Origin of the sequence: Bradyrhizobium sp. 76, assembly GCF_023073025.1 — a bacterium.
Classification (GTDB): domain Bacteria; phylum Pseudomonadota; class Alphaproteobacteria; order Rhizobiales; family Xanthobacteraceae; genus Bradyrhizobium.
In genome coordinates this window covers 214065-238961 of the sequence record NZ_JADPIS010000109.1, presented here as the reverse complement: position 1 = coordinate 238961, position 24897 = coordinate 214065, and the positions used below count along the sequence as shown (strand labels likewise).

The window sequence follows — 24897 nt, the reverse complement described above, 5'->3', positions numbered from 1 at the left end:
CGAATCTCTCCTCTCCCCGCTTGCGGGGAGAGGAAGAAAGCGCATCACTCCTGCATCATCTCGCCGCTGCCGCCGAATTCGGCCGGGAAATCCTTGAGCTTGGGCAGGCCGTCGCGCATTGGCAGCACCGTCTCGGCGTAGTTGACGTGGACGCCGGGCGCGAAGGCGAGGGTGGGGATGGTGGCGGTGAAGACGTCGACCAGGCCGAGCGGCGGATGGTTGGTCATGAGATGGCCGCCGCACTTCTTGCAATATTTGCGCTGGCTGAGCGGCGTCTTCGCAAAGGTCTCGACATTCTGAGCACCTTCGGTGATGCGCACGGCTTCGGGCTTCCACAGGCTGAAGGCGTTCACCGGACCGCCCGACCACGAGCGGCACGAGCTGCAATGGCAATAGCCCATCGCCTCCGGCGCGCCCGTGACCTCGATCGTGACTGCGCCACAGAAGCAGTTTCCAACATGTTTCATTAGGTCGTCTCCGTTGATGATTGTTCAGATTCCTCTCCCCGCTCCTGTTTGCCGATAACTCGGCGAGAACGAATGCGGGGGTCGCGACGAGCTTTGCTCGCACTGATAGCGTCGGGATGAGGGGGATTCACCCCGAGAAACGTTGAAGGTTGCGTCCGGCAGGATCCGTTACGCGCCTCTGCGCCGCCGCGCGTCCTCCTTTCGGGGGACGCGACGAGAAGACGCGGAAGCTATACCGACTTGCGCCAGGGAATAAGCATCGACACCCGTTGTTTGTACTGCCGGTACTCGTCGCCGAAGAGATCGATGAGGTCGTGCTCCTCCAGCGCGATGCCGACGAAGATGTAGAGCGTGGTCACGGCGGCGAACAGCAGATGGCCCGCGGTCATGACTGGCGCCGCCCAGAACGCGATGATGAAGCCGAGATAGATCGGATGACGGACGAACTTGTATAGCAACGGCGTCTTGAAGCGCGGCGGCGACGCCTCCTTGCCGACGAGATGATTGGTCACCTGATGCAATCCGAACAACTCGAAGTGATTGATGATGAAGGTCGAGGTGAATACCAGGACCCAGCCCACCAGCGACAGCGTGACGATCGTCACAGCAAGATCCGGGTTCGCGACGTCCCATACGACCGTGGGCAGCGGACGCCACTGCCAGAACAGGAGGAGCAATGACAGGCTCGCAAACAGCACATAGGTGCTGCGCTCGACCGGCTTGGGGACGTACTGCGTCCACCAGGCCTTGAATTGCCGGCGCGCCATCACGCTATGCTGGACCGCAAACAGGGCCATCAGGAGCAGATTGATGATGACGGCCTCGGCCACGGGCGTGTCGGTCCCGGTGTCGATGGTCTTCGGCACCACCAGCCCCATGACGAAGCCGATGGCGTACAGAATGGTGACGAAAAACACGAGATACGCCGCAATTCCGTACAGAAATGCGATGAACTTGAAAATGCGTGAGCCCGCAACCGGGCCGATAGGATGAACCTGATGATCAATTTGGGTCATAAACAGCTCCGTTGTGCCAAAACGCCGACACTTCATTGGTCGCTGCACCATGCCGCACCGGAGGTCTCAAGACTTTCGCGGACGGTTGATTTTCGCCTGAGACGACTTTGATTTTTGCTTGAGACGACAGAAACGTGCGATTTCGCTTTGAAAACAACGTGCTCGACGGCGACCTGCGGGAACTCACCTGCAGCGGCGCCGCCGTGCCGTTGCAGCCGCAGGTGTTCGATCTCCTGCTCTATCTGGTGGCGCAGCGCACCCGTGTGGTCAGCAAGGATGACCTGATCAGCCAGATCTGGAGCGATCGGATCATCTCTGATTCCGCCCTGAACAGCCGGATCAACGCCGCGCGCAAGGCGCTCGGCGACGACGGTGCGAGCCAGCGGCTGATCAAGACCATTCCGCGCAAGGGCTTTCGTTTCGTCGGCGAAGTCCGGGAAGAAGTGGCAGCCGCGACGGCGCCTGCGCAACCCGTCGCTGTTCTGCCGCGCGCCCAGGCGGACCGTCCGGCGGTCGCGGTGCTCGCTTTCGAGAACATGAGCGGCGATCCCGCACAGGACTATTTCGGCGACGGCATCAGCGAGGACATCCTAACCGCGCTGTCGAAGCAGCGCTGGTTCATGGTGATCGCCCGCAACTCGTCCTTCACCTACAAGGGCCGCGCGGTCCACATCCGGCAGATCGCCGAGGAACTGGGCGTCCGCTACGTCGTCGAAGGCAGCGTGCGCAAGTCGGACAACCGGGTGCGCATCACCGCTCAGCTCAACGACGCCACGACCGGCAGCCATCTCTGGGCCGAACGCTACGACCGCGAGCTGGTCGACGTGTTCGCCGTGCAGGACGAAATCACCAACGCGATCGCCGCGGCGATCGAGCCGCAGATTCATGCTGCGGAAAGTTTTCGCGCCCATCGCAAGCCCCCCGCGAGCCTGGATGCCTGGGATCTCCTGATGCGGGCGCTATCGCATTACTGGCGCGTGACGCGGCGGGATCACGAGACCGCACGGGTGCTGCTGGAACGCGCGATCGGGATCGACCCGAACTACGGTCAGGCGCTGTCGGTGCTCGCGGCGAACCACATGTTCGGCGTGCATCTCGGCTGGGCCGAGCTTGCGCTGGTGGCGCCGGTGGCGGAAGTCGCCGCGCTCGCCGCGGTGCGCTGCGACCACGAGGATGCCTGGGCGCACGCCGCGCTCGGCAGCGTCTACTTCTCGACGCGAAGGCTTGCAGACGCACTGTCCGAGTTCGAGCAGGCGCTCGCGCTCAATCCGAACTTCTCGCTGGCGCAGGGCTATTACGCACTGGCGCTGTCCTATGCCGGGCGACCGAAGGATTCATTCGAGGCAGCGCAGAGGGCAATGCGGCTCTCTCCGCGCGATCCATCCCTGGCGATCTATCATGGCATCGCCGGCTATGCCCGCTTCACCGAGCGGCGCTATGGCGAGGCCATCGCGCTCGCGCGCGAGGCGATCCGCCACCGCGGCGACCTCACCGGCGCCTACCGCGTGCTGGCGGTTTCTGCCGGTATGACCGGCGACGGCATGGTTGCGGAGATGGCGCTGGGCGAGCTCCGCCGCACCCAGCCCAACATCTCGTTGCACTGGATCGCGACGCAATTGCCGTGGGCCAACGAGGCCGACCGCGAGCACTATCTGGAAGGATTTCGGCGGGCGGGCTTGCGCTAGACGATCCTCATGCCGGGTCTGCGTCGCGCTTCCGGCGCAGATGGACGACGACGTCGAGCCGCGCGATCTCGTGGCCCGGAAGCGCCCCGGGTATCCTGGTGAAGGTCAGGCGGTCGGTGACGTCGACCAGCACATCCTCGCCTTCGAGGTAGAAATGCGGATGCACGGACGTATCGGTGTCGAAGAACGACTTGATGCCGTCGGCCGCGATCCGGCGCAACAGGCCGGCTTCGGTGAACTGGTTCAGCGTGTTGTAGACGGTCGCAAGCGACAGCCGCAGATTGGCGGCCGTCGCTTCTTCATAAAGCCCCTCCGCTGTCACATGACGATGGGGGCAGAGGAACAGCATTTGACCAAGCGCCAGACGGTGGCGCGTCAGCCTGAGGCCGGCATCGCCGAGCAGTTGCGCGCAACGTGCCGACGCCTCGTCCGCGAAGGAGATGGCGATATCGTCTGAATCCGCTTCGGGTGGGGTGGAATGGACGTTCATCGCCGATGCACTCGCAGTTGACCGGGCACGCGGGGCTTCACGCGTCCTGCCATCAGATCGCAGAAGCGGCAGCCCGGCTTTGATCCCGATCAAATCCGGAACGAGCCCGCCTCTGACCTATCGCAAGGCGGCCGAGTTTATTCCCGGCCAGAATAGCCTGACATCAATGAGGCTCGCATGTCCAAGCCGGTTCCCGACAAGGCAGAGATCGCGCTCGAATATCCCGACAAGTTCTATGTCGGCACCTTCGGGCATTCATCGCGGTTCGAGGCTCGCCTCGACGGCAGCGGCGTTGCGCTGGTGCTGCAGCATCCGGGGACGGCGGAGGAACGCAAATCGGTGCACCTGCACCTCAATTTCGGCCTGCTCGCCGGAATCCTGCGCGAGCTCGCGGGCAGTGTCGCAGCCATCCCCAAGGACGACATCGCGCACCGCGAGCAACTCGCGGATGCGCTTGCCGAGTTGCAACGGGTGCTGCGGCCCTCCTGAAGCCGTGCGGCGCGGCGGCGCCGGCTTGGCCGTCAAATGCCATAACAGGACGCGCTGTACATTTTTTGTGCGAACACTGTCGAGACTTTCATCTTGCGGCGCCGAACGAGACTGTGTGAGCCTCGATCCCGGATGGGGACTGGGATGGGCCGGCCATAGCTTTGCGCGCCATGACGTGCGAAGCGTTTGCGGCTGGTCTCGCTTGAGAAAGATACGACATGTCAAAACGAGTGTTGCTTGGTGTCCTCCTGGCTTGTGGTCTCGCGGCCCCGGCACTGGCGCAAGAGCCGAAAGCGGGTGGAGCGATCAATGCCGTGATTCAGCCCGAGCCGCCCGGCCTGATGCTGGCAATGGTCCAGAACGGCCCGGTGCAGATGGTGTCGGGCAACATTTTCGAAGGCCTGCTTCGCTACAGCCCCAAGCTCGAACCGCAGCCGGAGCTCGCCGAGAGCTGGAGTGTCAGCGAGGACGCAAAAACCTACACATTCAAGCTCAGGAAGGGCGTGACGTGGCATGACGGCAAGCCCTTCACCGCCGCCGACGTGCTGTTCTCGCTCGAGATGCTGAAACAGACCCACGCGCGCGCCCGCAACAATCTGGCGCAGGTCGACAAGGTCGAGGCTCCCGACGACTACACGGTGGTGTTCACGCTGAAGCAGCCGTTCGGCCCGTTCCTCGGCATCTTCGAGGTCGGCTCGATGCCGATGGTGCCGAAGCATCTTTATGAAGGCACCGACTGGAAGACCAATCCCTACAACAACGCCCCCGTCGGCACCGGCCCCTTCATGTTCAAGGAATGGCAAAAGGGCTCATTCATCCGCCTGGTCAAGAACCCGAACTATTACGAGAAGGGCAAGCCCTATCTCGACGAGATCTACTGGCAGATCATTCCCGATGCCGCGGCGCGCTCGGTGGCGTATGAGACCGGCAAGGTCGACGTGCTGCCCGGCGGCTCGGTCGAGAATTTCGACGTGCCGCGGCTGTCCAAGCTGAAGGACACCTGCGTCACCGGCGCCGGCTGGGAGTTCTTCTCGCCGCTGGCCTGGCTGTGGCTCAACAACCGCCAGGGTCCGCTCGCCGACAAGCGGGTGCGCCAGGCGGTGATGTTTGCGATCGACCGCGACTTCGCCAAGGACGTGATCTGGAACGGGCTCGGCAAGGTCGCAACCGGCCCGTCGGCCTCGACCATCAAATACTACACCGACGACGTGCCGAAATACCCATACGATCCGGCCAAGGCCAAGGCGCTGCTGAAGGAAGCCGGCTACAAGGGCGAGAAGATCCGTCTTCTGCCGCTCGCCTATGGCGAGACCTGGCAGCGCTGGGGTGAAGCCGTGAAGCAGAACCTCCAGGACGTCGGCATGAACATCGAGACCATCGCCACTGACGTCGCCGGCGGCAACCAGAAGATCGGCGACTGGGACTACGACATCGCCTTCACCTATCTCTACCAGTACGGCGATCCGGCCCTCGGCGTCGGTCGCAACTACGTCTCCAGCGCCATCGCCAAGGGCCAGGTGTTCAACAATGTCGAGGGTTACTCCAACCCGGAAATCGACAAGCTGTTCGCCGACGGCGCGGTGGCGACGCCCGACTCCAAGCGCAAGGAGATCTACGAGAAGGCGCAGAAGATCCTGGTCGAGGACGTGCCGGTGGCCTGGATGCTCGAGTTGCAATTCCCGACCATCATGCGCTGCAAGGTCAAGAACCTGATTACGACCGGCATCGGCGTCAATGACGGCTTCAAGGACGCATGGCTGGACAAGTGAGGGCTGCCTCCGTCACCTCTCCCCGCTCGCGGGGAGAGGTGATCGCTCCATCTCTGTCGCTCCAGGTCACATCACCGATATGATCCTCTAGATGCTCTCCTTTGTCGCTCAGCGTGTCGCGAAGGGCGTGATCGTCCTGCTTGCGATCGTCGTCCTCAATTTCTTCCTGATCCGGCTCGCGCCCGGCGATCCCGCCGTCGTGATGGCGGGCGAGGCCGGGGCGAGCGACCAGATCTTCGTCCAGCAGCTCAGGGAGAAGTTCGGCCTGGACAAGCCGCTGCCTGAGCAGCTCTTCATCTACGTCAAGGGCATTGCTACCCTCGACCTCGGCTTCTCCTTCCGCCAGCAGGCACCGGTCGCGAAGCTGATCGGTGAGCGGCTGCCCGCGACATTGCTGCTGACGCTGACGGCGTTTGCGATCTCGCTCGTGCTCGGCGTTCTCTTCGGCACCTTCGCCGCGCGCTTTGCCGGAACCTTTCTCGACACCGCGATCACCGTCTTCGCCCTGATATTCTACGCAATGCCGATCTTCTGGGTGGCGCTGATGGGCATCCTGCTGTTTTCGGTCACCATGGATTGGCTGCCGAGCTTCGGCTACGAGACCGTCGGCGCCAACTTCACCGGCTTCGCTCATGCCGTCGATGTGGCAAAGCACCTGATCATGCCGGCGATGACGCTCGGCCTGTTCTTCATGGCGACCTACACCCGCATGACGCGCGCCTCGATGCTGGAGGTGAAGCGTCTCGACTTCGTCAAGACCGCGCGCGCCAAAGGCCTCTCCGATGCCGTGATCCAGCGTCGCCACGTCCTGCGCAACGCGCTGCTCCCCGTCGTGACGCTCGCCGGCGTCCACTCCGGCACCCTGATCGGCGGCGCCGTCATCACCGAGACCGTGTTCGCCTGGCCCGGCATCGGACGCCTGATGTACGACGCCCTGCTCCAGCGCGACTACAATCTGCTGCTCGGCGTCTTCGTGATCTGCTCCGCCATGGTCCTGATCTTCAACCTCATCACCGACCTGGTTTATCGCCTGGTCGACCCGCGCATCGAATTCACCACATGAAACAGTTCTGGAAATCGATGCTGAGGAGCCCGAGCGGCGTGATCGGGCTCATCATCCTGCTCCTTGCGATCTCGGTCGCGTTGTTTGGTCCGATGCTGTTCCCGAACTCACCCTGGCGCATGGTGCAGCGGCCGTTCCTGCCGCCGTTCACGCTCGCGACCGTGCCGCTCGGCACCGACGCACTCGGCCGCGACGTGTTCGCGGGAATGATCTTTGGCGCACGCGTCTCGCTGCTCGTCGGCATGGTCTCCACCCTGGTGGCGCTGGTCGTCGGCGTTCCCATCGGCGCCATGGCCGGCTATTTCGGCGGCAGGGTCGACGACGCCCTGATGCGCTTCACCGAGTTCTTCCAGACCATTCCGAGTTTTGCGCTCGCGATCGTGCTGGTCGCGATCCTGCAGCCCTCGATCTATTCGATCGTCGCCTCGATCGCGCTGGTAAGCTGGCCGCCGGTCGCGCGCCTCGTCCGCGGCGAGGTGCTGTCGTTGCGCACGCGGGAGTACGTCCAGGCCGCGGTGGTCACGGGCCAGAGCAACACCTGGATCATCCTGCGCGAAATCCTGCCGAACACGTTGTCGCCGGTGATCGTGCTGGCCTCGCTGATGGTGGCGACCGCGATCCTGCTGGAATCCTCGCTGGCGTTCCTCGGCCTCGGCGATCCCAATCTGATCTCCTGGGGCTACATGGTCGGTGCGGGCCGTACCGTGATCCGCCAGGCCTGGTGGATCACCGTATTTCCCGGCGTCGCGATCCTGATCTCGGTGCTCGGCCTCAATTTGATCGGCGAAGGCCTCAACGACGCGCTCAATCCGCGGCTGTCACGGGAGGGCCGCTGATCATGACCGCACCGCCCGCCGTCTCCATCAAGAACTTGCGGATCGCATTGCCCAAAGGCGCGGAACGGCCATTCGCGGTCGACGGCGTCTCGCTCGATCTGCGGCCGGGCAAGATCGTCTGCGTCGTCGGCGAATCCGGCTCGGGCAAATCGATGTGCGCGCATGCGCTGATGGGCCTGTTGCCTGACACGGTCACCGTCACCTCCGGCGAGATCGAGTTCGAAGGCCGCGACCTGCTCAAGCTCGACGACGACGGCTGGCGCGATCTGCGCGGCCGCCGGCTCGCGATGATCTTTCAGGAGCCGATGACCGCGCTCAATCCGTTGATGCGGATCGGCGACCAAATGGCGGAGATGTTCGAGGCGCACGGGTTGCTCACGCCGAGGGAACGGCGCGCCAAGGCGCTGTCGCTGGCGCGCGAGGTCGGCCTCCCCGATCCCGAGCGCATCGTGCGCGCCTATCCACACCAGCTCTCCGGCGGCCAGCGCCAGCGCGCCATGATCGCGATGGCGCTCGCGCTCGAACCGGCGGTGCTGGTCGCGGACGAGCCGACAACAGCGCTCGACGTCACCACGCAAGCGCAGATCCTGAAACTGATCCGCAACCTCCAGCGCAATCGCAACATGGCGGTGATGTTCATCACCCATGATTTCGGCGTGGTCGCCGACATCGCCGACCAGGTCGTCGTGTTGCGCCACGGCAAGGTGGTCGAGGAAGGCCCCGCCTCGGCCGTCTTCAACGCGCCGCAGCACGACTACACCAAGGCGCTCCTCGCCGCCGTGCCCTCGATGGACCCGCCCGCCCGCAGCGCCCTCGACGACCAGGCCAAGGCGGTCGAGGTGATCGGACTGGACAAGACCTACGTCACCTCGGGCGGCTGGTTTCGCGAGGACCGCCGCGTCGATGCCGCGCGCCAAGTCAACTTCACGATTCTCAAGGGCGAGACGCTCGGCCTGGTCGGCGAATCCGGTTCCGGAAAATCGTCGGTGGCCCGGCTGGTGATGCGGCTGATCGAGGCTGATCGCGGCACCGTGCGGATCGGCGAGACCGATCTCACAAAGCTCGCGGGCAAGGCGCTACGCGCCGAGCGCCATCGCATCCAGATGATCTTCCAAGATCCGTTCGCTTCGCTCAATCCGCGCCGCAAGGTCGGTCATATCATCGCCGACGGCCCGATCGCGGCCGGTACCGATCCGAAAGTCGCGTTCGACCGCGCCCGCGATCTTCTCAAGATGGTCGGCCTTGATGCCGGCGCCCTCGAGCGCTATCCGCATGAATTCTCCGGCGGCCAGCGCCAGCGCATCGGCATCGCGCGCGCGCTCGCGCTCGAGCCCGAGATCATCGTCGCGGATGAGGCCGTCTCGGCGCTCGACGTCTCCGTGCAGGCGCAGGTCCTGAGGCTGCTCGAAGACCTCAAGGCCCGCCTCGGCCTCTCGATGCTGTTCATCACCCACGATCTACGCGTTGCCGCCCAGATCTGTGACCGCATCGCCGTGATGCAGCGCGGCGTCATCGTCGAGCTGAAGCCGACCGCGCAGCTCTTCGCCGCGCCCGAGCATGTCTATACGCGCGAACTGCTCGCGGCGGTGCCGGGACGGAAGCATCGCGCGCCGGCGGCGTGAGTCAGCTGATCCCGATTTCTACTTCGTTCGAGGATTCGTGTTGTTCCAGGTGGGGACTGAGTTTGTTACGCCGACGGAGGGCTGGTTGGACGTTCCGACCGACGGCGCCGTCACGGTGCCGACGGTCTGCCCGGAACTTCCGATAGTTCCTTGCTGTACCGGCGCTCCGGTGCGTCCGCTCGTGCTGCCTGGTGTACCTGTCGCCGACGTCTGTGCGTTGACAGCGAGTGGCGCTGCGGCCAATCCGAGAGCAATGAGTGCAGCAATGGAGCGTTTCGTTGTTGTCATGGCTGATCCTTTCGGGCGGTCTCTCAATCGCAATGCCGTTCGTCAGGCGCACGTGCACTGAGTGATCTTACAACTCCGCGCGCGAGAAAATGTGCCGCAATGCCCTCACACCGCAGAGCTCAACACGTCATCACGAAGCTGCGAAGCGATCCCGGCCGAACAGATGCGTCGTGAGACCGGCACATCGCTGAAGGTATCCCGTTCCACTTCAGGAACGGAATACTCACGGGCTTTTTATCCCTCGTGACCGCCCGCACGGCTGCAAAGCCGAAGCCGGCACCCCACATCCGCATGAAATGATTTCCATCATGTGATGATGGATTGAGGATCTATTGGAGCCGACATGGGCCAGGTTATTGAGTTTGTCTCGAAATCCGAGCGCGAGCGCATTCGCCTCATCCAGGAAGCGCGCGCGATCTACGACAGCATCTTCCCGCCGGCTGATCCGGTGGGCGAACGATCGAGCGGAGCCTCCGCGCGTCGCAGCGACGGAGGAAACCTCGCGTGATCAAGATCATTGCCGTGCTCTGCAACCTCGCCTCTCCAGCGAACTGTCATGAGCAAACCGTCACCACATCCGACTTCGCCGACGTCTCGATGCAATCGTGCCTGATGGGTGCGCCACAGCTCGCCGAATGGATGAACCAGCATCCAGCCGAGCGCCTCGCCGGATGGCGCTGCGTGATCGGCCAACAGGTCGGTCGGGGAATTTAGGATCGGGCTGCGCTGTCCCTGAACGATCCGAAATGCCTGGTCCACCGCCATGATCATTGCTGGTCGCGCTTGATCTTCTCTGGCCTTGCGACCGGCGCAGGGTGACCGGCATTGGCTCGCCGGACAGGCGCGCCTATCGGATGGGCGGGTTGGTGTTGTTCCAGGTCGGGACTGCGTTGGTCACGCCGACGGACGGCCAATTATACGTGCCGATCGATGGCGCCGTGACCGTCCCGACCGACTGTCCGCTAGACCCGTAGGCTCTGGGCTGTGCTGCCAACGATCCGGCGCTCCCATAATTCGGAGCCACCACGCCGGTGCTGTAAGATCGGCTTGACCGGTGCTTCTTGGCTTCAGCCGCGAACGGCGCGGCAAGCAGCCCGATGGTGACGAGGGCGGCAATGGCGGGTTTGATGCTTGTCATGGCTGATCACTTCATTCTGCGGCCCCCTTGGCATTTGCTCATTCAGCGGCGGATTTCCATGGGCATCCCATTCATAACTTCGTGCGCGGGCGAAGGTGCCGGGGAGCGGTTGCCGTTACCGCTCAGATGGATGCCGAATGTCTTGCGCAAACCGATTTGCCCGGCTGGCGTGACGTGCACGATCCGCGTGTCGCGGTCCCGTCTCAGCCAGCCGCGCTCCAGGCAGCAACGTTGAATCTCTGCGCCGACGTGACCGGCGACGTGAAAGCGACGCTCGCTCCAGTCCAGGCATGGGCGGCAGAAGATTCGCCTGCTTCCGGATTTCGGCTCCAGCACCGCGCCGAACGCGGAGAGGAAATGTGTTCCGGAGGCCGTTACCTCTCCGCCGTCATCGGTGAGCACGACGTGCGCTTTGGCGACGAGGGCGTCGGCGATGGCGACGCCGAGATAGCCGGCCAGATGGTCGTAGCAGGTGCGCGCAAAGCGAAGTTGATCGTCGGCGATCGAGCGTGACTGATGGCGCGGCGGAACCTCGATGGCGGCAACGGCCTTGATGCTCTCCAGCATCCTGGCCACCAAAGGAGACGCGATGCGGTAATAGCGGTTGCGACGTTTCTGCGTCACGATGAGCAGCCGCGCCCCGACCAGCTTGCCGAGATGTCCGCTTGCCGTCGACCTCGATATTCGCGCGCGCGCCGCCAGTTCGCTCGCGGTCAGGGCCTGCCCGCCCATCAGCGCCGCCAGCATCGTGGCCCGCGCGGTATCGCCGACCAGTGCCGCCACCTCGACCATGTTTGCCGCTGCGACCATGGAGAAAGCGTATCGCGACCGTCCCGGCACGACAACAGTGATGGTTTGGCCGCGGCCGAACCATTGGACGCCGAGCGCGCTCTACCGTGGCTCCGACACAATCCGGAGACCCAGCATGAAACGCATCCGCGTGGAGCCGATATCGACCTATCTGGAGCGCCGCCGCAGAGGCCCGATCTATCCGGTCGTCGTCGTCGAAGGCATCGTCTATCTATCCGGCCTGCCGCCATTCGATCCCGAAACGGGCGAGGTCAGAACACTACCGTTCGAGCGGCAGGCCGAGATCGTGCTCGACCAGATGAAATGCTGCCTGGAAGCGGCGGGGTCGTCGCTGGCGGAGGTGATCAAGTGCAATGTCTATTGTACGCCCGATCCCGCGCATTTCGCCACGTTCAACGAGGTCTATGCCCGTTACTTCCAGGACTGTTCACCGGCGCGCATCTTCCTGCACGTTCCGTCGTGGCCTGGGCCATTTGACATCGAGGTCGATTGCGTCGCGCTGGCGAGGCAACATGGATGAGGCCAGGCGCGGATTGCCCGCCTTCGGATGGACCCGAATCAGCGCTAGTGCATTCACCTCATCGACTTCGCGTATTGAGGCGACATGACCGGTCCCGAACTAAAGCAACTCCGCAACGATCTCTCGGAGGTCCTCGAGCGCAAGCTCACCGCGGCCGACATGGCCCGGCTTTGCGGATTGCCGGAGAAGGGCGGCGCCGACACCATCCGGCGCTGGGAGGTGAGCGGCCCGACACCGTCGGCGACCAAGGTGCTGCGCGTGCTCGCGATGGCGAGCGAGCGCTATCCGATCCTGGAGAAGTTCGACGTGTTCGATCGTCATGACGTGCGCGAGGAAGACCGGCCCGCAAAGCGCGCTGCATTCCGCGAACAGATGCGCGATGAGGCGCGGCGCCGCCTTGGTTAACGAGATGCGCGCGCAAGTTACCCTGATAGCGCCGAGTTAAGCCTTCCTTCACCACTTCTTAAGCCGCCATTAAGCACGAAAATCATTTACAGCCCAATAAGTTAGGTTGGCTGCCGCTGTGCCACGGATGTGACAGCATTTTCGTCAAAAGCGAGCTATCTGCAGAACCAACGACGGCGCGGAAAGCGCGCCTGCCGCGGACCTAAGTGTTGGAGTTTGGACGATGAAGAAGATTCTGTTTGCGACCGTTGCGCTGCTCGTGGTGGGCGCTGCCGCGCCGGCGGTCGGTGCCGATCTCGGTAACCGCAATTACTATAAGGCGCCCGCGCCCGCCTATGCCGCGCCGATCTACAACTGGACCGGCTTCTACATCGGCGGCCATGTCGGCGGCGCGTTCTCCAGCGACAACAATTTCAGCGGCCTCTCCACCGGCAACAACGGCAACGGCCGTTTCCTCGGCGGTCTGCAGGCCGGCGCGGACTGGCAGTTCAACCCGAACTTCGTTGTCGGCGTCGAAGGCCAGTATTCCTGGCTCTCCGGCAGCGTCGGCGCGGTGTTCCCGGGCGGCGTCGCCTACACCAACGACCAGCGTGGTCTCGGCTCGATCACCGGCCGCGTCGGCTACACTTGGGGTCCGGGCCTGCTCTATGTGAAGGGCGGCTACGCTTATTCGGACAACAACGAGAAGGTGACCGTCGGCGGCGTGCCGGCTGCCTTCGTCATCACGGGCGATCACCGCAACGGCTACACCGTCGGCGCCGGCCTCGAATACATGTTCGCGCCGAACTGGTCGGCCAAGGCCGAGTACCAGTACTACAATTTCGGCGACGCGCACTTCACCGGTGGTCCGCTGGCGGGCACCGGCAACTTCACCACCGACGACCACACCATCAAGGCGGGCGTCAACTACCGCCTCAACTGGGCCAACTCGGCGGTCGCGCGCTACTGAACGGTTACCAAGACCTTATCATGATGAAGGGCCGGCATCATTGCCGGCCCTTCTTTTTTCGCTGTGCGGAACGTACGCAACCGATTGAGCAACTTGCGATTTTTTAACCTGGCCCGAGGATACTCCGCGGCGAAAACATAAAGATCACGCGTGGGGGAATTTCGATGGCGATCCGTCTGGGCCTTGGCCGCTTGCTTGGTCGTATCCGGCCTCGTTTCAAAATGCCGACATGGGGCGTGCGCGGCAGCCTGTTCACGGCCTTCGCGGTGATCGCGGGCATGGGCCTCGTGATTGCAGCCGGCGCCGGCTTCGTCTTCAACCATCTCGGCAGCACCATGATGGACCTGAGCGGCCGCGACATCCCGCGCCTTTCCGCCAGCCTTCAACTCGCATCGCAAAGCGCAACGCTTGCGGCACAGGGGCCGGGCCTCCTGGCGTCGCCGTCCGACGAGGCGCTGAACGAACGCACCAAGAAGGTGCAGGAGATCCAGCAGCTCGCCATGGCCAAGCTCGGCGAGATCATCGAGCTCGGCGCCGACAAGCAGATCGCAACCGCGTTGCGCGACACCGCCAAGAGCATCGACGAGGCGACCCAGAGCCTGGTGTCGGCCGCGCGCGAACGGCTGGATACCGGCGCACTGCACGACAAGCAATATGAAGCGCTCCGCAAGGCGCAGCTCACCTTCGTCGGTGCGGCCGGTCCTGCCATGCTGGATGCGCAAACGCGCCTGAACGCGATCCTCGGCGCGGCGGAAGTTTCCGCCGACGATGCCACCGAAGCCGCCCGCACCGTCTCCCAGGTCGCGACCATCTCCGCCAACGGCAATCTGATGGCTGCCGACATGATGGCGGCGCTGTCGGCCAACAACAGCGATACGCTGGAGGCGATCGAGAAGGAGTTCAAGGCGACGCGCGACCGCGTCAAGTCGAACCTCGAGGACCTGCCGAACATGGCCTCGATGCAGGCGGTGCGCGACACCGTGCAAAAGCTGTTCGCCTTCGGCGAAGGCAAGTCCGGCGTGTTCAAGATCCGCCAGAAAGAGCTCGACGCGATCGACTACGGCCAGACCATCCTGGACGAGACCCGCAAGCTCAATGTCGGCCTCGGCATCAGCGTGCAGCAGCTCGTCGAGGGCGTGCAGAAGGAGACCAACGCGTCGACCTTCCAGGCGCGGCATGAGATCTCGCTCGCGACCACCGCGATGCTGGCACTCGGCGCTCTGACGCTGGTCGGCTCGGCGCTGTTCGTCTGGCTCTATGTCGGCCGCAACATCCTGCGCCGCATTCGCGAGCTTCAACGCGCCATGCAGTTGCTCTCGGCCGGCGACCTCGACACCGAGATCGTCCGCTCCCGGCAGAACGACGAGATCGGCGCGATGAAGGAAACGCTGACGGTGTTCCGCGACAGCATGATCGAAGCTCGCGCGCTTGCGAGCGAGCAAGACAGGGATCGCGTCGCCAAGGCCGAGCGTGCGGCGCAGATGGAAGCGAAGATTGCAGAATTCGAGGGCGCGGTCCGCACCGCACTCGACAATCTCGCGCAGTCAGCCAATTCGATGCAATCGACCGCGCAGAGCATGTCGAACACGGCAGACCAGTCCAATGCGCTGGTGAACGCGGTTGCCTCCGCAGCCGAAGAGACCTCGGTCAACGTGCAGACCGTATCATCAGGCACCGAGCAGCTCTCGTCCTCGATCGAGGAGATCAGCAAGCAGGTCGTGACCTCGGCCGCGATCGCCAGGAAGGCGGTCGACGAGGCCGGCGCGACCGATGCCACGGTGCAGAGCCTCGCCGACAGCGCGAGCCGCATCAGCGTGGTGGTCGACCTGATCCAGACCATTGCCTCGCAGACCAATCTGCTGGCGCTCAACGCCACCATCGAGGCGGCGCGCGCGGGCGAAGCCGGTCGTGGCTTCGCGGTGGTCGCCTCCGAGGTGAAGAGCCTCGCGAGCCAGACCGCCAAAGCGACGGAGGAGATCCGCAGCCAGATCGCCAGCATGCAGTCAGTGACGACTTCGGCCGTCGGCGCCATCCAGGGCATCGGCCGGATCATCGGCGAGATCAACGACGTCACCACGACGATCGCCGCCGCGGTCGAGGAACAGGGCGCGGCGACCCGCGAGATCGCCCGCAACATCCAGCATGCCGCCGGCGGCACCAGCGAGGTTTCCAGCAACATCGTCGGCGTCTCCACGGCTTCGGCGGAAGCCGGCGCAGCGGCGAACGAAGTGCTCGGCGCCTCCGACGCGCTCCGCCGCGAGGCCGACATGCTGCGCGGAGAGATCGACGCGTTTCTCAACAACATGCGGGCGGCGTAGGCGCCGTTCCGTAACCCGGAATGACCGCTATGCGGACCCCGCCAGCGTCCTTTTTCGGCTGGCGCGGCGGGGGCGGCGGGTTTAAGTCGGTAGCATGAACGCAAAGACCGACACCGTGCAGTCCTCCGCCGACGCCCTGCGCTATCCCTGGGAACAGCATCCCGGCCCCGAACAGGTCGTCGAAGTGAAGCCCGGCGTGTTGTGGGCGCGGCTGAAACTGCCGTTCCGCCTCAACCATGTGAACATCTACCTGCTCGCCGACGGCGACGGCTATGCCATGATCGATGCCGGCTTCGGCAATGAGGAGACGATCGAAGCGTGGACGAAGCTGTTCGACGGGCCGCTGAATGGCGTCAACATCACGCGCCTGATCGTGACCCATTCCCATCCCGATCATGTCGGTCTGGCTGGGTGGATCGTCGAGCGGTTCAACTGCCCGCTGGTGATGTCGCAGGTCGAATATCTGCAATCGGTCTATCACCAGAACCGCGGCACCGAGGAGCGGCAGGAAGCGCAGCGGCTGTTCTTCCGCCGCCACGGCATGGACGAGTCGCTCACCGAAAAGCTGCTCGGCCGCGGCCAGGACTATCTCAAGCGCGTCTCGGTGCTGCCGCCGTCCTACCGCCGCATCTCGCATGGCGAGGACGTCGTGATCGGCACGCGCCGCTTCAAGGTGATCACCGGCGGCGGTCACGCGCTCGACCAGGTGATGCTGTATTGCGCCGACGACAAGCTGTTCCTCTCCGCCGACCAGGTGCTGAGCAAGATCTCGCCGAACGTCAGCGTGTGGGCGGTCGAACCCGACCAGAACTCGCTTGGCGAATATCTGGCCTCGCTCGCCAGCCTCACCACGACTCTGCCCTATGACGTGCTGGTACTACCCGGCCACGGCGTGCCGTTCTACGGGCTGAAAACCCGCATCAAGCAGCTCGCCGATCACCACGAGGAGCGCTGCCGCCTGATCGCGGAAGCCTGCCGCGAGGTGCCGCAGACCTCGCGCGCATTGGTGCCCGTGGTGTTCAACAAGCACGTGCTGGACGAACATCAGATGGGTTTTGCTGCCGGCGAGCTGGTTGCCCACGTCAACTACATGATCGTCGAAGGCCGGCTGACGGCGGAGACGAAAGACGGCGTGCTCCAGTTCAGGACGACTTGAGTTTCAGGGGCCGCCGATGACCCATGAGGCCATCCGCAACCTGCTAGCACGGGACGACGACGAAGCGCTGGGCGAGCTTCGGACACTGTCAACGGCGAGCGATGCCTTTGTGCGGCGAACCGCAATCGAGGTCATCGGACAACACAAGCGGGGGCATGAACTCCGCACGAGCATTGCCGCTGCCTTTTCCGACACGTCGGATTACGTCAGGCGCACCGCCTGCGGCATCGTCGAGCAATGGAAGCTTGCCGAAGCTCATGATCTCGTGCTGCCCCTTCTGAGGGCGCCCGAAGCATCGACGCGGGAGTGCGCGCTTCGCGCCCTTGCTGAGATTTGGCATGAGGCGGATTTCCATTCGATCTTCAATCTCTACAGGCGCGATCCGGAAATCGGAGTTCGGAAGGAAGCCGCGTGGACCTTGCGGCGAGGCGCCGCTGCGGGCAATTGGCGGCTGCTGTTCGATGCTTTTTCCAGGGATGAGCTTCCCCGGCATCGATTGTGGGCCTGCGAGATCGCCAACACTTTCGGCGATCCGGACGTCCTGCCTGCGCTGACCCCGCTGCTGAACGATGACGACGGACATGTGCGCAAGTCCGCCGCGCAGGCCCATCAGGCGATCGGGGCGCGCAGTTAGCCCGGGCGCAATGGTGCAGAGCAACATTGAGCCTCGCGCGAACTTGATCCGGATCAAGTTTCAAATCGCACGATAGGGCATTTTGCCCAAATGCCCCGCAGGTCCAAATGTGGGATAGCGCATAGACATTGGAGCTGGAAAAGCTCTAAGGATATGCGGGTCTTTGGTCGGTTCCGCTGCAGGTTTGACGATGGATTACGCCCAGTTCTTCAATTCCGCCCTTGATCGTCTCCACACCGAGCGGCGCTACCGCGTGTTCGCCGATCTCGAGCGCATCGCCGGCCGGTTCCCGCATGCGCTCTGGCACTCGCCGAAGGGCAAGCGCGACGTCGTGATCTGGTGCTCGAACGATTATCTCGGCATGGGCCAGCACCCGAAGGTGGTGGGCGCAATGGTCGAGACCGCGACCCGCGTCGGCACCGGCGCCGGCGGCACCCGCAACATCGCCGGCACGCATCATCCGCTGGTGCAGCTCGAGGCCGAGCTCGCCGATCTCCACGACAAGGAAGCCTCGCTGCTCTTCACGTCCGGCTACGTCTCGAACCAGACCGGCATCGCGACCATCGCAAAGCTCATTCCGAACTGCCTGATCCTGTCCGACGAGCTCAACCACAATTCGATGATCGAGGGCATCCGCCAGTCCGGCTGCGAGCGGGTCGTGTTCCGCCACAACGACCTCGCCGATCTCGAAGCGCTGTTGCAGGCTGCGGGCCCGAGCCGACCCAAGCTGATCGCCTGCGAGAGCCTCTATTCGATGGACGGCGACATCGCCCCGCTCGCCAGGATCTGCGACCTCGCCGAGAAGTACGGCGCCATGACCTATGTCGACGAGGTCCATGCCGTCGGCATGTACGGCCCGCGCGGCGGCGGCATCGCCGAGCGCGACGGCGTGATGCATCGCATCGACATTCTCGAGGGCACGCTCGCCAAGGCGTTCGGCTGCCTCGGCGGCTACATCGCCGCCAACGGTCAGATCATCGACGCGGTGCGCTCCTATGCGCCGGGCTTCATCTTCACCACCGCGCTGCCGCCGGCGATCTGCTCGGCCGCGACCGCCGCGATCAAGCATCTGAAGACGTCAAGCTGGGAGCGCGAGCGTCACCAGGATCGCGCCGCCCGGGTCAAGGCGATCCTCAACGCGGCCGGCCTGCCGGTGATGTCGAGCGACACTCATATCGTCCCGCTGTTCATCGGCGATGCCGAGAAGTGCAAGCAGGCCTCCGACCTCCTGCTCGAGCAGCACGGCATCTACATCCAGCCGATCAACTATCCGACGGTCGCCAAGGGCTCCGAACGCCTGCGCATCACGCCCTCGCCCTATCACGATGACGGCCTGATCGATCAGCTCGCTGAAGCCCTGCTGCAGGTGTGGGACCGCCTGGGTCTGCCGCTGCGCCAGAAGTCGCTGGCGGCGGAGTAGCTCCGGGTCGTCCTGCTTAACGACAACTCCAGTTCCCGCACCCGCACGGCATTTCGCTGTCGCCTGCGGCCGTCCAGCGCGCTAGATTTACAGGGAAAATGAGATCGGGCGCGGCCAGCGCGCCCAGAGAGAAGCACGCTCGCCATGCTGCACGATTGGGGCGTGATCGCCGCCGCCTTCGGCTATATCGGCTTCCTTTTCCTGGTGGCGAGCCATGGCGACCGCCGCTCGCCGGCCGGGCGCGGCCGCGCCTCGGGGCTGATCTATCCGCTGTCGCTGGCGATCTACTGCACCTCCTGGACCTTCTTCGGCTCGGTCGGCTTCGCCACCCGCACCTCCACCGACTTCCTCGCGATCTATGTAGGCCCGATCCTGATGATCGGGTTAGGGGCCGGCGTGCTCCGCCGCGTGATCCAGCTCGCGAAGGCCCACAACATCACCTCGATCGCCGACTTCATCGGTGCGCGCTACGGCAAGAGCCAGGCGGTGGCGGCAACCGTCGCGCTGATCGCCATCATCGGCTCGGTGCCCTACATCGCGCTCCAGCTCAAGGCGGTCGCCTCCTCGCTCGAAACCATCCTGAGCGAAGACCAGGCCTTCTCCCACATCCCGATCGTCGGCGACGTGGCGCTGATGGTGACGCTGGCGATGGCGGCCTTCGCAGTGCTGTTCGGCACGCGGCAGACGGACGCCACCGAGCACCAGCACGGCCTGATGCTCGCGGTCGCGACCGAATCCATCATCAAGCTGGTCGCCTTCCTCGCCGCGGGCATCTTCGTCACGTTCTGGATGTTCTCGCCGCACGAACTGATCGAGCGCGCGATGAAGACGCCGGAGGCGGTCCGCGTCATCAACTATTCGCCGTCGATCGGCAACTTCCTGACCATGACGCTGCTGTCGCTGTGCGCGATCATGCTGCTGCCGCGCCAGTTCCACGTCAGCGTGGTGGAGAATTCCTCGGACGCCGAGGTCGGACGCGCGCGCTGGCTGTTTCCGCTCTATCTCGTCGCCATCAACCTGTTCGTGATCCCCATCGCGTTCGCCGGTCTCGTCAGCTTCCCGTTCGGCGCCGCCGATCCTGATATGTACGTGCTGGCGCTGCCGATGGAGGGCGGCGCGGATCTGCTCAGCGTCGCCGTCTTCGTCGGTGGCCTGTCGGCGGCGACCGCGATGGTGATCGTCGAATGCGTCGCGCTCTCCATCATGGTCTCGAACGATCTCGTGGTGCCCCTGGTGCTGCAACGACGGCCCGAGGGGCGCACCGGCGGCGCCGATTTCAGCGACTTCCTGCTGCGCTCGCGCCGGCTCGCGATCTTCGCCATCATGGTGATGGCCTATTTCTACTATCGCGCGCTCGGCAACACCCAGCTCGCGGCGATCGGCCTGCTCTCTTTTGCCGCCATCGCCCAGCTTGCACCAAGCTTCTTCGGCGGATTGCTGTGGCGGCGAGCGACCGCGCGCGGCGCGATCGGCGGCATGCTGGTCGGCTTTGCGGTGTGGCTCTACACACTGTTCATCCCGAGCTTCATGGATACTTCCACGGCGGGCATCCTGCTGCTCCAGCACGGCCCGTTCGGGATCGAGGCGCTGCGGCCGCAGGCGCTGTTCGGCGCCGATTTGCCGCCGCTGATGCACGGCGTGGTCTGGTCGCTGTCGCTCAACATCCTCACCTACGTGCTGCTGTCGCTGGCGCGCCGGCCGTCTTCGATCGAGCTGGTGCAAGCCGATCTGTTCGTCCCCAACACCCTGGCGCCGATCTCCCCGAGCTTCCGGCGCTGGCGCACCACCGTCACGGTGCAGGACATCCAGACCACGGTGGCGCAATATCTCGGGCCTGACCGGGCGCGGCATTCCTTCGAGGCATTCTCCGCGCGGCGCAATGTGCGGCTGGAGTCCGGGGCGCCCGCCGATTTCGAGCTGCTGCAGCACGCCGAGCACCTGATCGCCTCCTCGATCGGTGCGGCATCATCGCGTCTGGTGATGTCGCTGCTGCTGCGCAAGCGGACGGTCTCCGCCAAGGCTGCGCTCAAGCTGCTCGACGATTCCCATGCGGCGCTTCATTTCAACCGCGAGATCCTGCAGACCGCGCTCAACCATGTGCGCCAGGGCATCGCGGTGTTCGATGCCGATCTGCAACTGATCTGCTCGAACCGGCAGTTCGGCGATCTCCTCAACGTTCCCCCACATTTCATCCAGTTCGGCACGCCGTTGCGTGAAATCCTGGAATTCATGGGCGTGAGCGAGCCGGCCGATCCGATCGAGCGCGAGGCCATGCTGGAGCGCCGGCTAGTGGCTTACACCACCGACGGCGAGCCTTATCTCGAGCGCCTGCCCGACCGCCACATGGTGATCGAGATCTTGACCAACCGCATGCCCGGCGGCGGCTTCGTCATCACCTTCACCGACGTCACGCCCACGTTCGAGGCGGCCGAAGCGCTCGAGCGCGCCAATGCGACGCTGGAAAAGCGGGTGCGAGACCGCACCGAGGAGCTGACCCGGCTGAATTCCGAGCTGGCGTTGGCCAAGAGCGCGGCCGAAGACGCCAGCATCTCCAAGACGCGCTTTCTCGCCGCCGCCAGCCACGACATTCTCCAGCCGCTGAACGCGGCGCGGCTCTATGTCACGAGCCTGGTCGAGCGCCAGCACAGCGGCGAGGAGACGCGGCTGGTCGAGAACATCGACGAATCGCTCCAGGCGATCGAGGAGATCCTCGGCGCGCTGCTCGACATCTCCAGGCTCGACGCCGGCGCGATGACGACCTCGATCTCGAGCTTCAAGATGGCCGACCTGATGCGCTCGCTGGAGATCGAGTTCGCTCCGATCGCACGCGCCAAGAATCTGGCGCTCGTCTTCGTGCCGTGCTCGCTGCCCGTCGAGTCGGATCGTCTCCTGCTGCGGCGGCTGCTCCAGAACCTGATCTCCAACGCGATCAAATATACCCCGCGCGGGCGCGTGCTGGTCGGCTGCCGCCGCCGCGGCGCCTCGCTCAAGATCTGCGTCTACGACACCGGTGTCGGCATCCCGACGGTCAAACGCAGCGAGATCTTCAAGGAATTCCACCGCCTCGAGCAGGGCGCGCGGATCGCCCGCGGCCTCGGCCTTGGCCTGTCGATCGTCGAGCGGTTGGCGCGCGTGCTCAAGCACGACATCGCCATCGATTCCAATGTCGGCGGCGGCTCGGTTTTTTCCGTGACGGTGCCGACGGCGAAGGCGATCACCCACACCGCGGCCGTGACCAGCGCAACGCCGCTCGCACGCACCTCGATCTCGGGGACCCTGATCGTCTGCATCGAGAACGACGCCGCGATCCTCGACGGCATGCGCACACTACTGAAGGCGTGGGACGCCGAAGTGATCGCGGTCGCCGATCCCGAGGGCGCGATCGCCGCGATCGAAACTGCCGGCCGCCGCGTGACCGGCCTGCTGGTCGACTACCATCTCGACCGCGGCAACGGCATCGCCGCGATCCGCGACATCCGCCGCCGCTTCGGTGACGGCATTCCCGCGATCCTCATCACCGCCGACCGCAGCCCCGCCGTGCAAATGGCTGCGCGCGACGAAAAGGTCGCGGTGCTCAACAAGCCGGTCAAGCCGGCTTCGCTCCGCGCCCTGCTCGGCCAGTGGCGCACGCAGCAGATGGTGGCGGCGGAGTGAGCCTCCGCTCTCAGGGCGCAAGCCTCGTAAACACGTAGTCGCGGCTCTTCACACGAGCTTCGTGGCAGGCGAAGCAGGTGCGATGCTGAGCCTCGTCGACCGGCCTGCCGTTGACGAAGCGACCAAATCCCCAGCCGCCGGTCGAGGCATATTTTCTGGAATCCTTGACCATCACCTGGACGGTGGTGGCCTCACCGGGAATCGTCGCGGACGCAAATTCGGGGGATTGCTTCCGCTTCCAGGCGCGTTTGACCAGAATTGTGCCGTCCGGGAACGGAAGCTTGCCGCCTTGATAGGCATCGATCGCGGTGCTGTTGCCGACGACGGCACGCAGCTCGTCCAAGGGAGCCGCCTCTTCGGCCGGCGCGATCAGCTCCCACTGCTTGTAGCCTTCCGGGACAGTGACGCCGAAGATCGGCGAGGCATCGGCCTCGCCCTGCGCGAAAGCGATCGTGACCAGATACGGCACGCAGGTCAGGACAACGACGAGGAGGAGCACGGCCACCACGATCATCGTCGTAGACGTTGGAAATTTTGACTTTTCAGATTTCATTGTCGTCATGACGCCTCACTGAGCTGCGATCGCATATCAGGCCTGGGCCCGGCCTTGCCGGACCGAGGTGCTGCCAAAATTCTCAGGCACCGCCGTCGGCGTCGATCACGGCCTTGGCAAAGGCTTCCGGTGCTTCCTGCGGCAGATTGTGGCCGATGCCGCCGGTAATCAGGCGATAGTCGTACCGGCCCGAGAATTTCTTGGCATAGGCGCTTGGATCGGGATGCGGCGCGCCGTTGGCGTCGCCTTCCATCGTGATCGCCGGGACGCTGATGACGGGAGCTGCGGCGAGCTTCTTTTCGAGCTCCTCGTACTTCGCTTCGCCCTGGGCGAGCCCGAGCCGCCAGCGGTAATTGTGAATCGTGATCGCGACATGATCCTTGTTGTCCAGCGCCGCCGCGCTGCGATCGAAAGTGGCGTCGTCGAACTTCCACTGCGGCGAAGCCAGCTTCCAGATCAGTTTTACGAAATCATGCGTGTACTTCTCGTATCCGGCGCGGCCGCGCTCGGTTGCGAAGTAAAACTGATACCACCATTGCAGCTCGGCCGACGGCGGCAGCGGCGCGTTGCCTGCGGCCTGGCTGGAGATCAGATAGCCGCTGACCGACACCAGCGCACGACAGCGATCCGGCCACAGCGCGGCGATGATGTCGGCGGTACGCGCGCCCCAGTCGAAGCCGGCGACAACCGCCTTCTTGATGTCGAGCTTGTCCATCAGTGCGATGATGTCGACGGCCATTGCTGCAGGTTCGCCGTTGCGCGGCGTCTCGGCGGAGAGGAAGTGGGTCGAGCCGTAACCACGGAGATAGGGAATGATGACGCGATAACCGGCCTTTGCCAGGATCGGCGCGACGTCGACGAAGGCGTGAATGTCGTAGGGCCAGCCGTGCAGCAGGATTGCGACGGGGCCGTTCGCAGGACCGACCTCTGCGTAGCCGACGTTGAGGACGCCGGCATCGATCTGCTTGATCGCGCCGAACGGCGCATTCGTCGCGGCCGAGCGCGGCGCTTCCGATTCGGCGCGGGCGAGGCCGATCACGCCGAGGCCGGCGGCGACAGTTCCCGCGGCGATGCCGAAAAACTGGCGGCGGTGCTGATCGATGATCTGTTTCATGATGGTGCTACCTTGTTGATGGTTGGAGGTGGTGCCGTCAGATCAGCGCGACCGTGACGTCGATGTTGCCGCGGACGGCCTTGGAATAGGGACAGGTCTGATGCGCCTCATCGACGATCCCGCGCGCGATCTCGCGATCGAGGCCGGGCAGGCTGACATCGAGGCGTGCCCTGAGGGAATAGGCGCCCTCGTCGAGCACCAGGTCGATCTCCGCATCTATCGCGCATTTCCTGGGGAGCTCGATCTTCCGCTTGCGGGCCGCGATCTCCATCGCGCCCTCGAAGCAGGCCGACCAGCCGGCCGCGAACAATTGCTCGGGATTGGTACCGATGCCGGTGCCGCCCGGCGGCGACAGCTTGACATCCAGGCGGCCGTCGGAACTGCGAGATATCCCGTCCTGTCGCCCGCCGCTGGTGTGGGTCCGGGCCGTGTAAAGCAACTTTGCCGCCTGGGTCATGAAGGTCTCCTTGCCGTCGCACAAGTGACTAGCAGCGGCTGCCG

Annotated in this window: 25 protein-coding genes; 16 read left to right on the top strand and 9 right to left on the bottom strand. The window is 64.4% G+C overall.

Annotated features, from left to right (window positions below; translation table 11 throughout):
• Positions 1-44: 44 nt before the first annotated feature.
• Positions 45-467 (bottom strand): GFA family protein, encoded by a 423-nt coding sequence (locus IVB48_RS30880; RefSeq protein WP_027515305.1) that lies wholly within the window; start codon positions 465-467, stop codon positions 45-47.
• 230 nt (positions 468-697) lie between these two features.
• A complete protein-coding gene (gene mddA, locus IVB48_RS30875) occupies positions 698-1483 on the bottom strand; it encodes a methanethiol S-methyltransferase (RefSeq protein ID WP_027570067.1) in 786 nt (261 codons plus the stop codon).
• A gap of 134 nt (positions 1484-1617) precedes the next feature.
• On the opposite strand from mddA, the gene IVB48_RS30870 reads away from it, so the two are divergent.
• Positions 1618-3168, top strand: coding sequence for a winged helix-turn-helix domain-containing tetratricopeptide repeat protein (locus IVB48_RS30870; RefSeq protein ID WP_247362927.1), 1551 nt, complete (start codon positions 1618-1620; stop codon positions 3166-3168).
• Between the two features lie 7 nt (positions 3169-3175).
• Here the strand turns inward: IVB48_RS30870 and irrA are convergent, their stop codons facing one another.
• Positions 3176-3658, bottom strand: a complete 483-nt coding sequence (irrA, locus tag IVB48_RS30865; RefSeq protein WP_247283207.1) for an iron response transcriptional regulator IrrA — start codon at positions 3656-3658, stop codon at positions 3176-3178.
• A 177-nt stretch (positions 3659-3835) separates the two neighbouring features.
• Here irrA and IVB48_RS30860 point away from each other — a divergent pair, with 177 nt between their 5' ends.
• The 5 genes from IVB48_RS30860 to IVB48_RS30840 all read left to right on the top strand — a co-directional run bounded on the left by IVB48_RS30860 (position 3836) and on the right by IVB48_RS30840 (position 9437).
• Positions 3836-4147 (top strand): hypothetical protein, encoded by a 312-nt coding sequence (locus IVB48_RS30860; protein WP_027570064.1) that lies wholly within the window; start codon positions 3836-3838, stop codon positions 4145-4147.
• Positions 4148-4365: 218 nt separating this feature from the next.
• Positions 4366-5916, top strand: coding sequence for an ABC transporter substrate-binding protein (locus IVB48_RS30855; protein ID WP_027570063.1), 1551 nt, complete (start codon positions 4366-4368; stop codon positions 5914-5916).
• Between the two features lie 91 nt (positions 5917-6007).
• A complete protein-coding gene (locus IVB48_RS30850) occupies positions 6008-6979 on the top strand; it encodes an ABC transporter permease (protein ID WP_247406025.1) in 972 nt (323 codons plus the stop codon).
• Positions 6976-7815 (top strand): ABC transporter permease, encoded by an 840-nt coding sequence (locus tag IVB48_RS30845; RefSeq protein WP_018458168.1) that lies wholly within the window; start codon positions 6976-6978, stop codon positions 7813-7815. The genes IVB48_RS30850 and IVB48_RS30845 overlap by 4 nt, the downstream gene beginning before the upstream one ends.
• A 2-nt stretch (positions 7816-7817) precedes the next feature.
• A complete protein-coding gene (locus tag IVB48_RS30840) occupies positions 7818-9437 on the top strand; it encodes an ABC transporter ATP-binding protein (RefSeq protein ID WP_247406022.1) in 1620 nt (539 codons plus the stop codon).
• Positions 9438-9455: 18 nt separating this feature from the next.
• Here IVB48_RS30840 and IVB48_RS30835 read toward each other — a convergent pair whose 3' ends face one another.
• On the bottom strand, positions 9456-9725 hold the full coding sequence (locus tag IVB48_RS30835; RefSeq protein WP_081747969.1) for a hypothetical protein: 270 nt from the start codon (positions 9723-9725) through the stop codon (positions 9456-9458).
• Positions 9726-10068: 343 nt separating this feature from the next.
• Between IVB48_RS30835 and IVB48_RS30830 the strand changes: the two genes are divergently transcribed.
• Together IVB48_RS30830 and IVB48_RS30825 are read left to right on the top strand one after the other, a co-directional pair.
• Positions 10069-10233, top strand: coding sequence for a hypothetical protein (locus IVB48_RS30830; RefSeq protein WP_197031214.1), 165 nt, complete (start codon positions 10069-10071; stop codon positions 10231-10233).
• The gene (locus IVB48_RS30825; protein ID WP_027570060.1) at positions 10230-10439 is read left to right on the top strand and encodes a hypothetical protein; all 210 of its coding nucleotides are present in this window, start codon (positions 10230-10232) and stop codon (positions 10437-10439) included. Before IVB48_RS30830 ends, IVB48_RS30825 begins: the two co-directional genes overlap by 4 nt.
• 133 nt (positions 10440-10572) lie before the next feature.
• Here IVB48_RS30825 and IVB48_RS30820 read toward each other — a convergent pair whose 3' ends face one another.
• A complete protein-coding gene (locus IVB48_RS30820) occupies positions 10573-10863 on the bottom strand; it encodes a hypothetical protein (protein WP_247406019.1) in 291 nt (96 codons plus the stop codon).
• A 42-nt stretch (positions 10864-10905) separates the two neighbouring features.
• Positions 10906-11673, bottom strand: a complete 768-nt coding sequence (locus tag IVB48_RS30815; protein WP_247406016.1) for a helix-turn-helix transcriptional regulator — start codon at positions 11671-11673, stop codon at positions 10906-10908.
• Positions 11674-11788: 115 nt separating this feature from the next.
• Between IVB48_RS30815 and IVB48_RS30810 the strand changes: the two genes are divergently transcribed.
• The 8 genes from IVB48_RS30810 (at position 11789) to IVB48_RS30775 (ending at position 22729) form a co-directional block, all read left to right on the top strand.
• Positions 11789-12193: a Rid family hydrolase gene (locus IVB48_RS30810; protein ID WP_247406013.1), complete on the top strand. Its 405-nt coding sequence runs from the start codon at positions 11789-11791 to the stop codon at positions 12191-12193.
• An 84-nt stretch (positions 12194-12277) separates the two neighbouring features.
• Complete coding sequence (locus IVB48_RS30805) at positions 12278-12598, top strand: hypothetical protein (protein ID WP_027570057.1); 321 nt, start codon at positions 12278-12280, stop codon at positions 12596-12598.
• Between the two features lie 223 nt (positions 12599-12821).
• Positions 12822-13547 carry an outer membrane beta-barrel protein gene (locus tag IVB48_RS30800; RefSeq protein ID WP_247406010.1) on the top strand — a complete coding sequence of 242 codons (726 nt, stop codon included), beginning with the start codon at positions 12822-12824 and terminating at the stop codon, positions 13545-13547.
• Between the two features lie 164 nt (positions 13548-13711).
• Complete coding sequence (locus tag IVB48_RS30795; protein ID WP_247362938.1) at positions 13712-15865, top strand: methyl-accepting chemotaxis protein; 2154 nt, start codon at positions 13712-13714, stop codon at positions 15863-15865.
• Positions 15866-15959: 94 nt separating this feature from the next.
• Positions 15960-17021 carry an MBL fold metallo-hydrolase gene (locus IVB48_RS30790; RefSeq protein WP_247406007.1) on the top strand — a complete coding sequence of 354 codons (1062 nt, stop codon included), beginning with the start codon at positions 15960-15962 and terminating at the stop codon, positions 17019-17021.
• A gap of 16 nt (positions 17022-17037) precedes the next feature.
• The gene (locus tag IVB48_RS30785; protein WP_247406003.1) at positions 17038-17655 is read left to right on the top strand and encodes a HEAT repeat domain-containing protein; all 618 of its coding nucleotides are present in this window, start codon (positions 17038-17040) and stop codon (positions 17653-17655) included.
• 190 nt (positions 17656-17845) lie between these two features.
• A complete protein-coding gene (gene hemA, locus IVB48_RS30780) occupies positions 17846-19075 on the top strand; it encodes a 5-aminolevulinate synthase (protein WP_247406001.1) in 1230 nt (409 codons plus the stop codon).
• 144 nt (positions 19076-19219) lie between these two features.
• Positions 19220-22729: a PAS domain-containing hybrid sensor histidine kinase/response regulator gene (locus IVB48_RS30775; RefSeq protein WP_247405998.1), complete on the top strand. Its 3510-nt coding sequence runs from the start codon at positions 19220-19222 to the stop codon at positions 22727-22729.
• A 10-nt stretch (positions 22730-22739) separates the two neighbouring features.
• Here the strand turns inward: IVB48_RS30775 and IVB48_RS30770 are convergent, their stop codons facing one another.
• From IVB48_RS30770 to IVB48_RS30760, 3 genes are all read right to left on the bottom strand, one after another.
• Positions 22740-23243 (bottom strand): cytochrome P460 family protein, encoded by a 504-nt coding sequence (locus IVB48_RS30770; RefSeq protein ID WP_247406464.1) that lies wholly within the window; start codon positions 23241-23243, stop codon positions 22740-22742.
• 121 nt (positions 23244-23364) lie between these two features.
• Positions 23365-24396 carry an alpha/beta hydrolase gene (locus tag IVB48_RS30765; RefSeq protein ID WP_247405995.1) on the bottom strand — a complete coding sequence of 344 codons (1032 nt, stop codon included), beginning with the start codon at positions 24394-24396 and terminating at the stop codon, positions 23365-23367.
• Between the two features lie 37 nt (positions 24397-24433).
• Complete coding sequence (locus IVB48_RS30760; RefSeq protein ID WP_027570050.1) at positions 24434-24853, bottom strand: organic hydroperoxide resistance protein; 420 nt, start codon at positions 24851-24853, stop codon at positions 24434-24436.
• Positions 24854-24897: the final 44 nt, after the last annotated feature.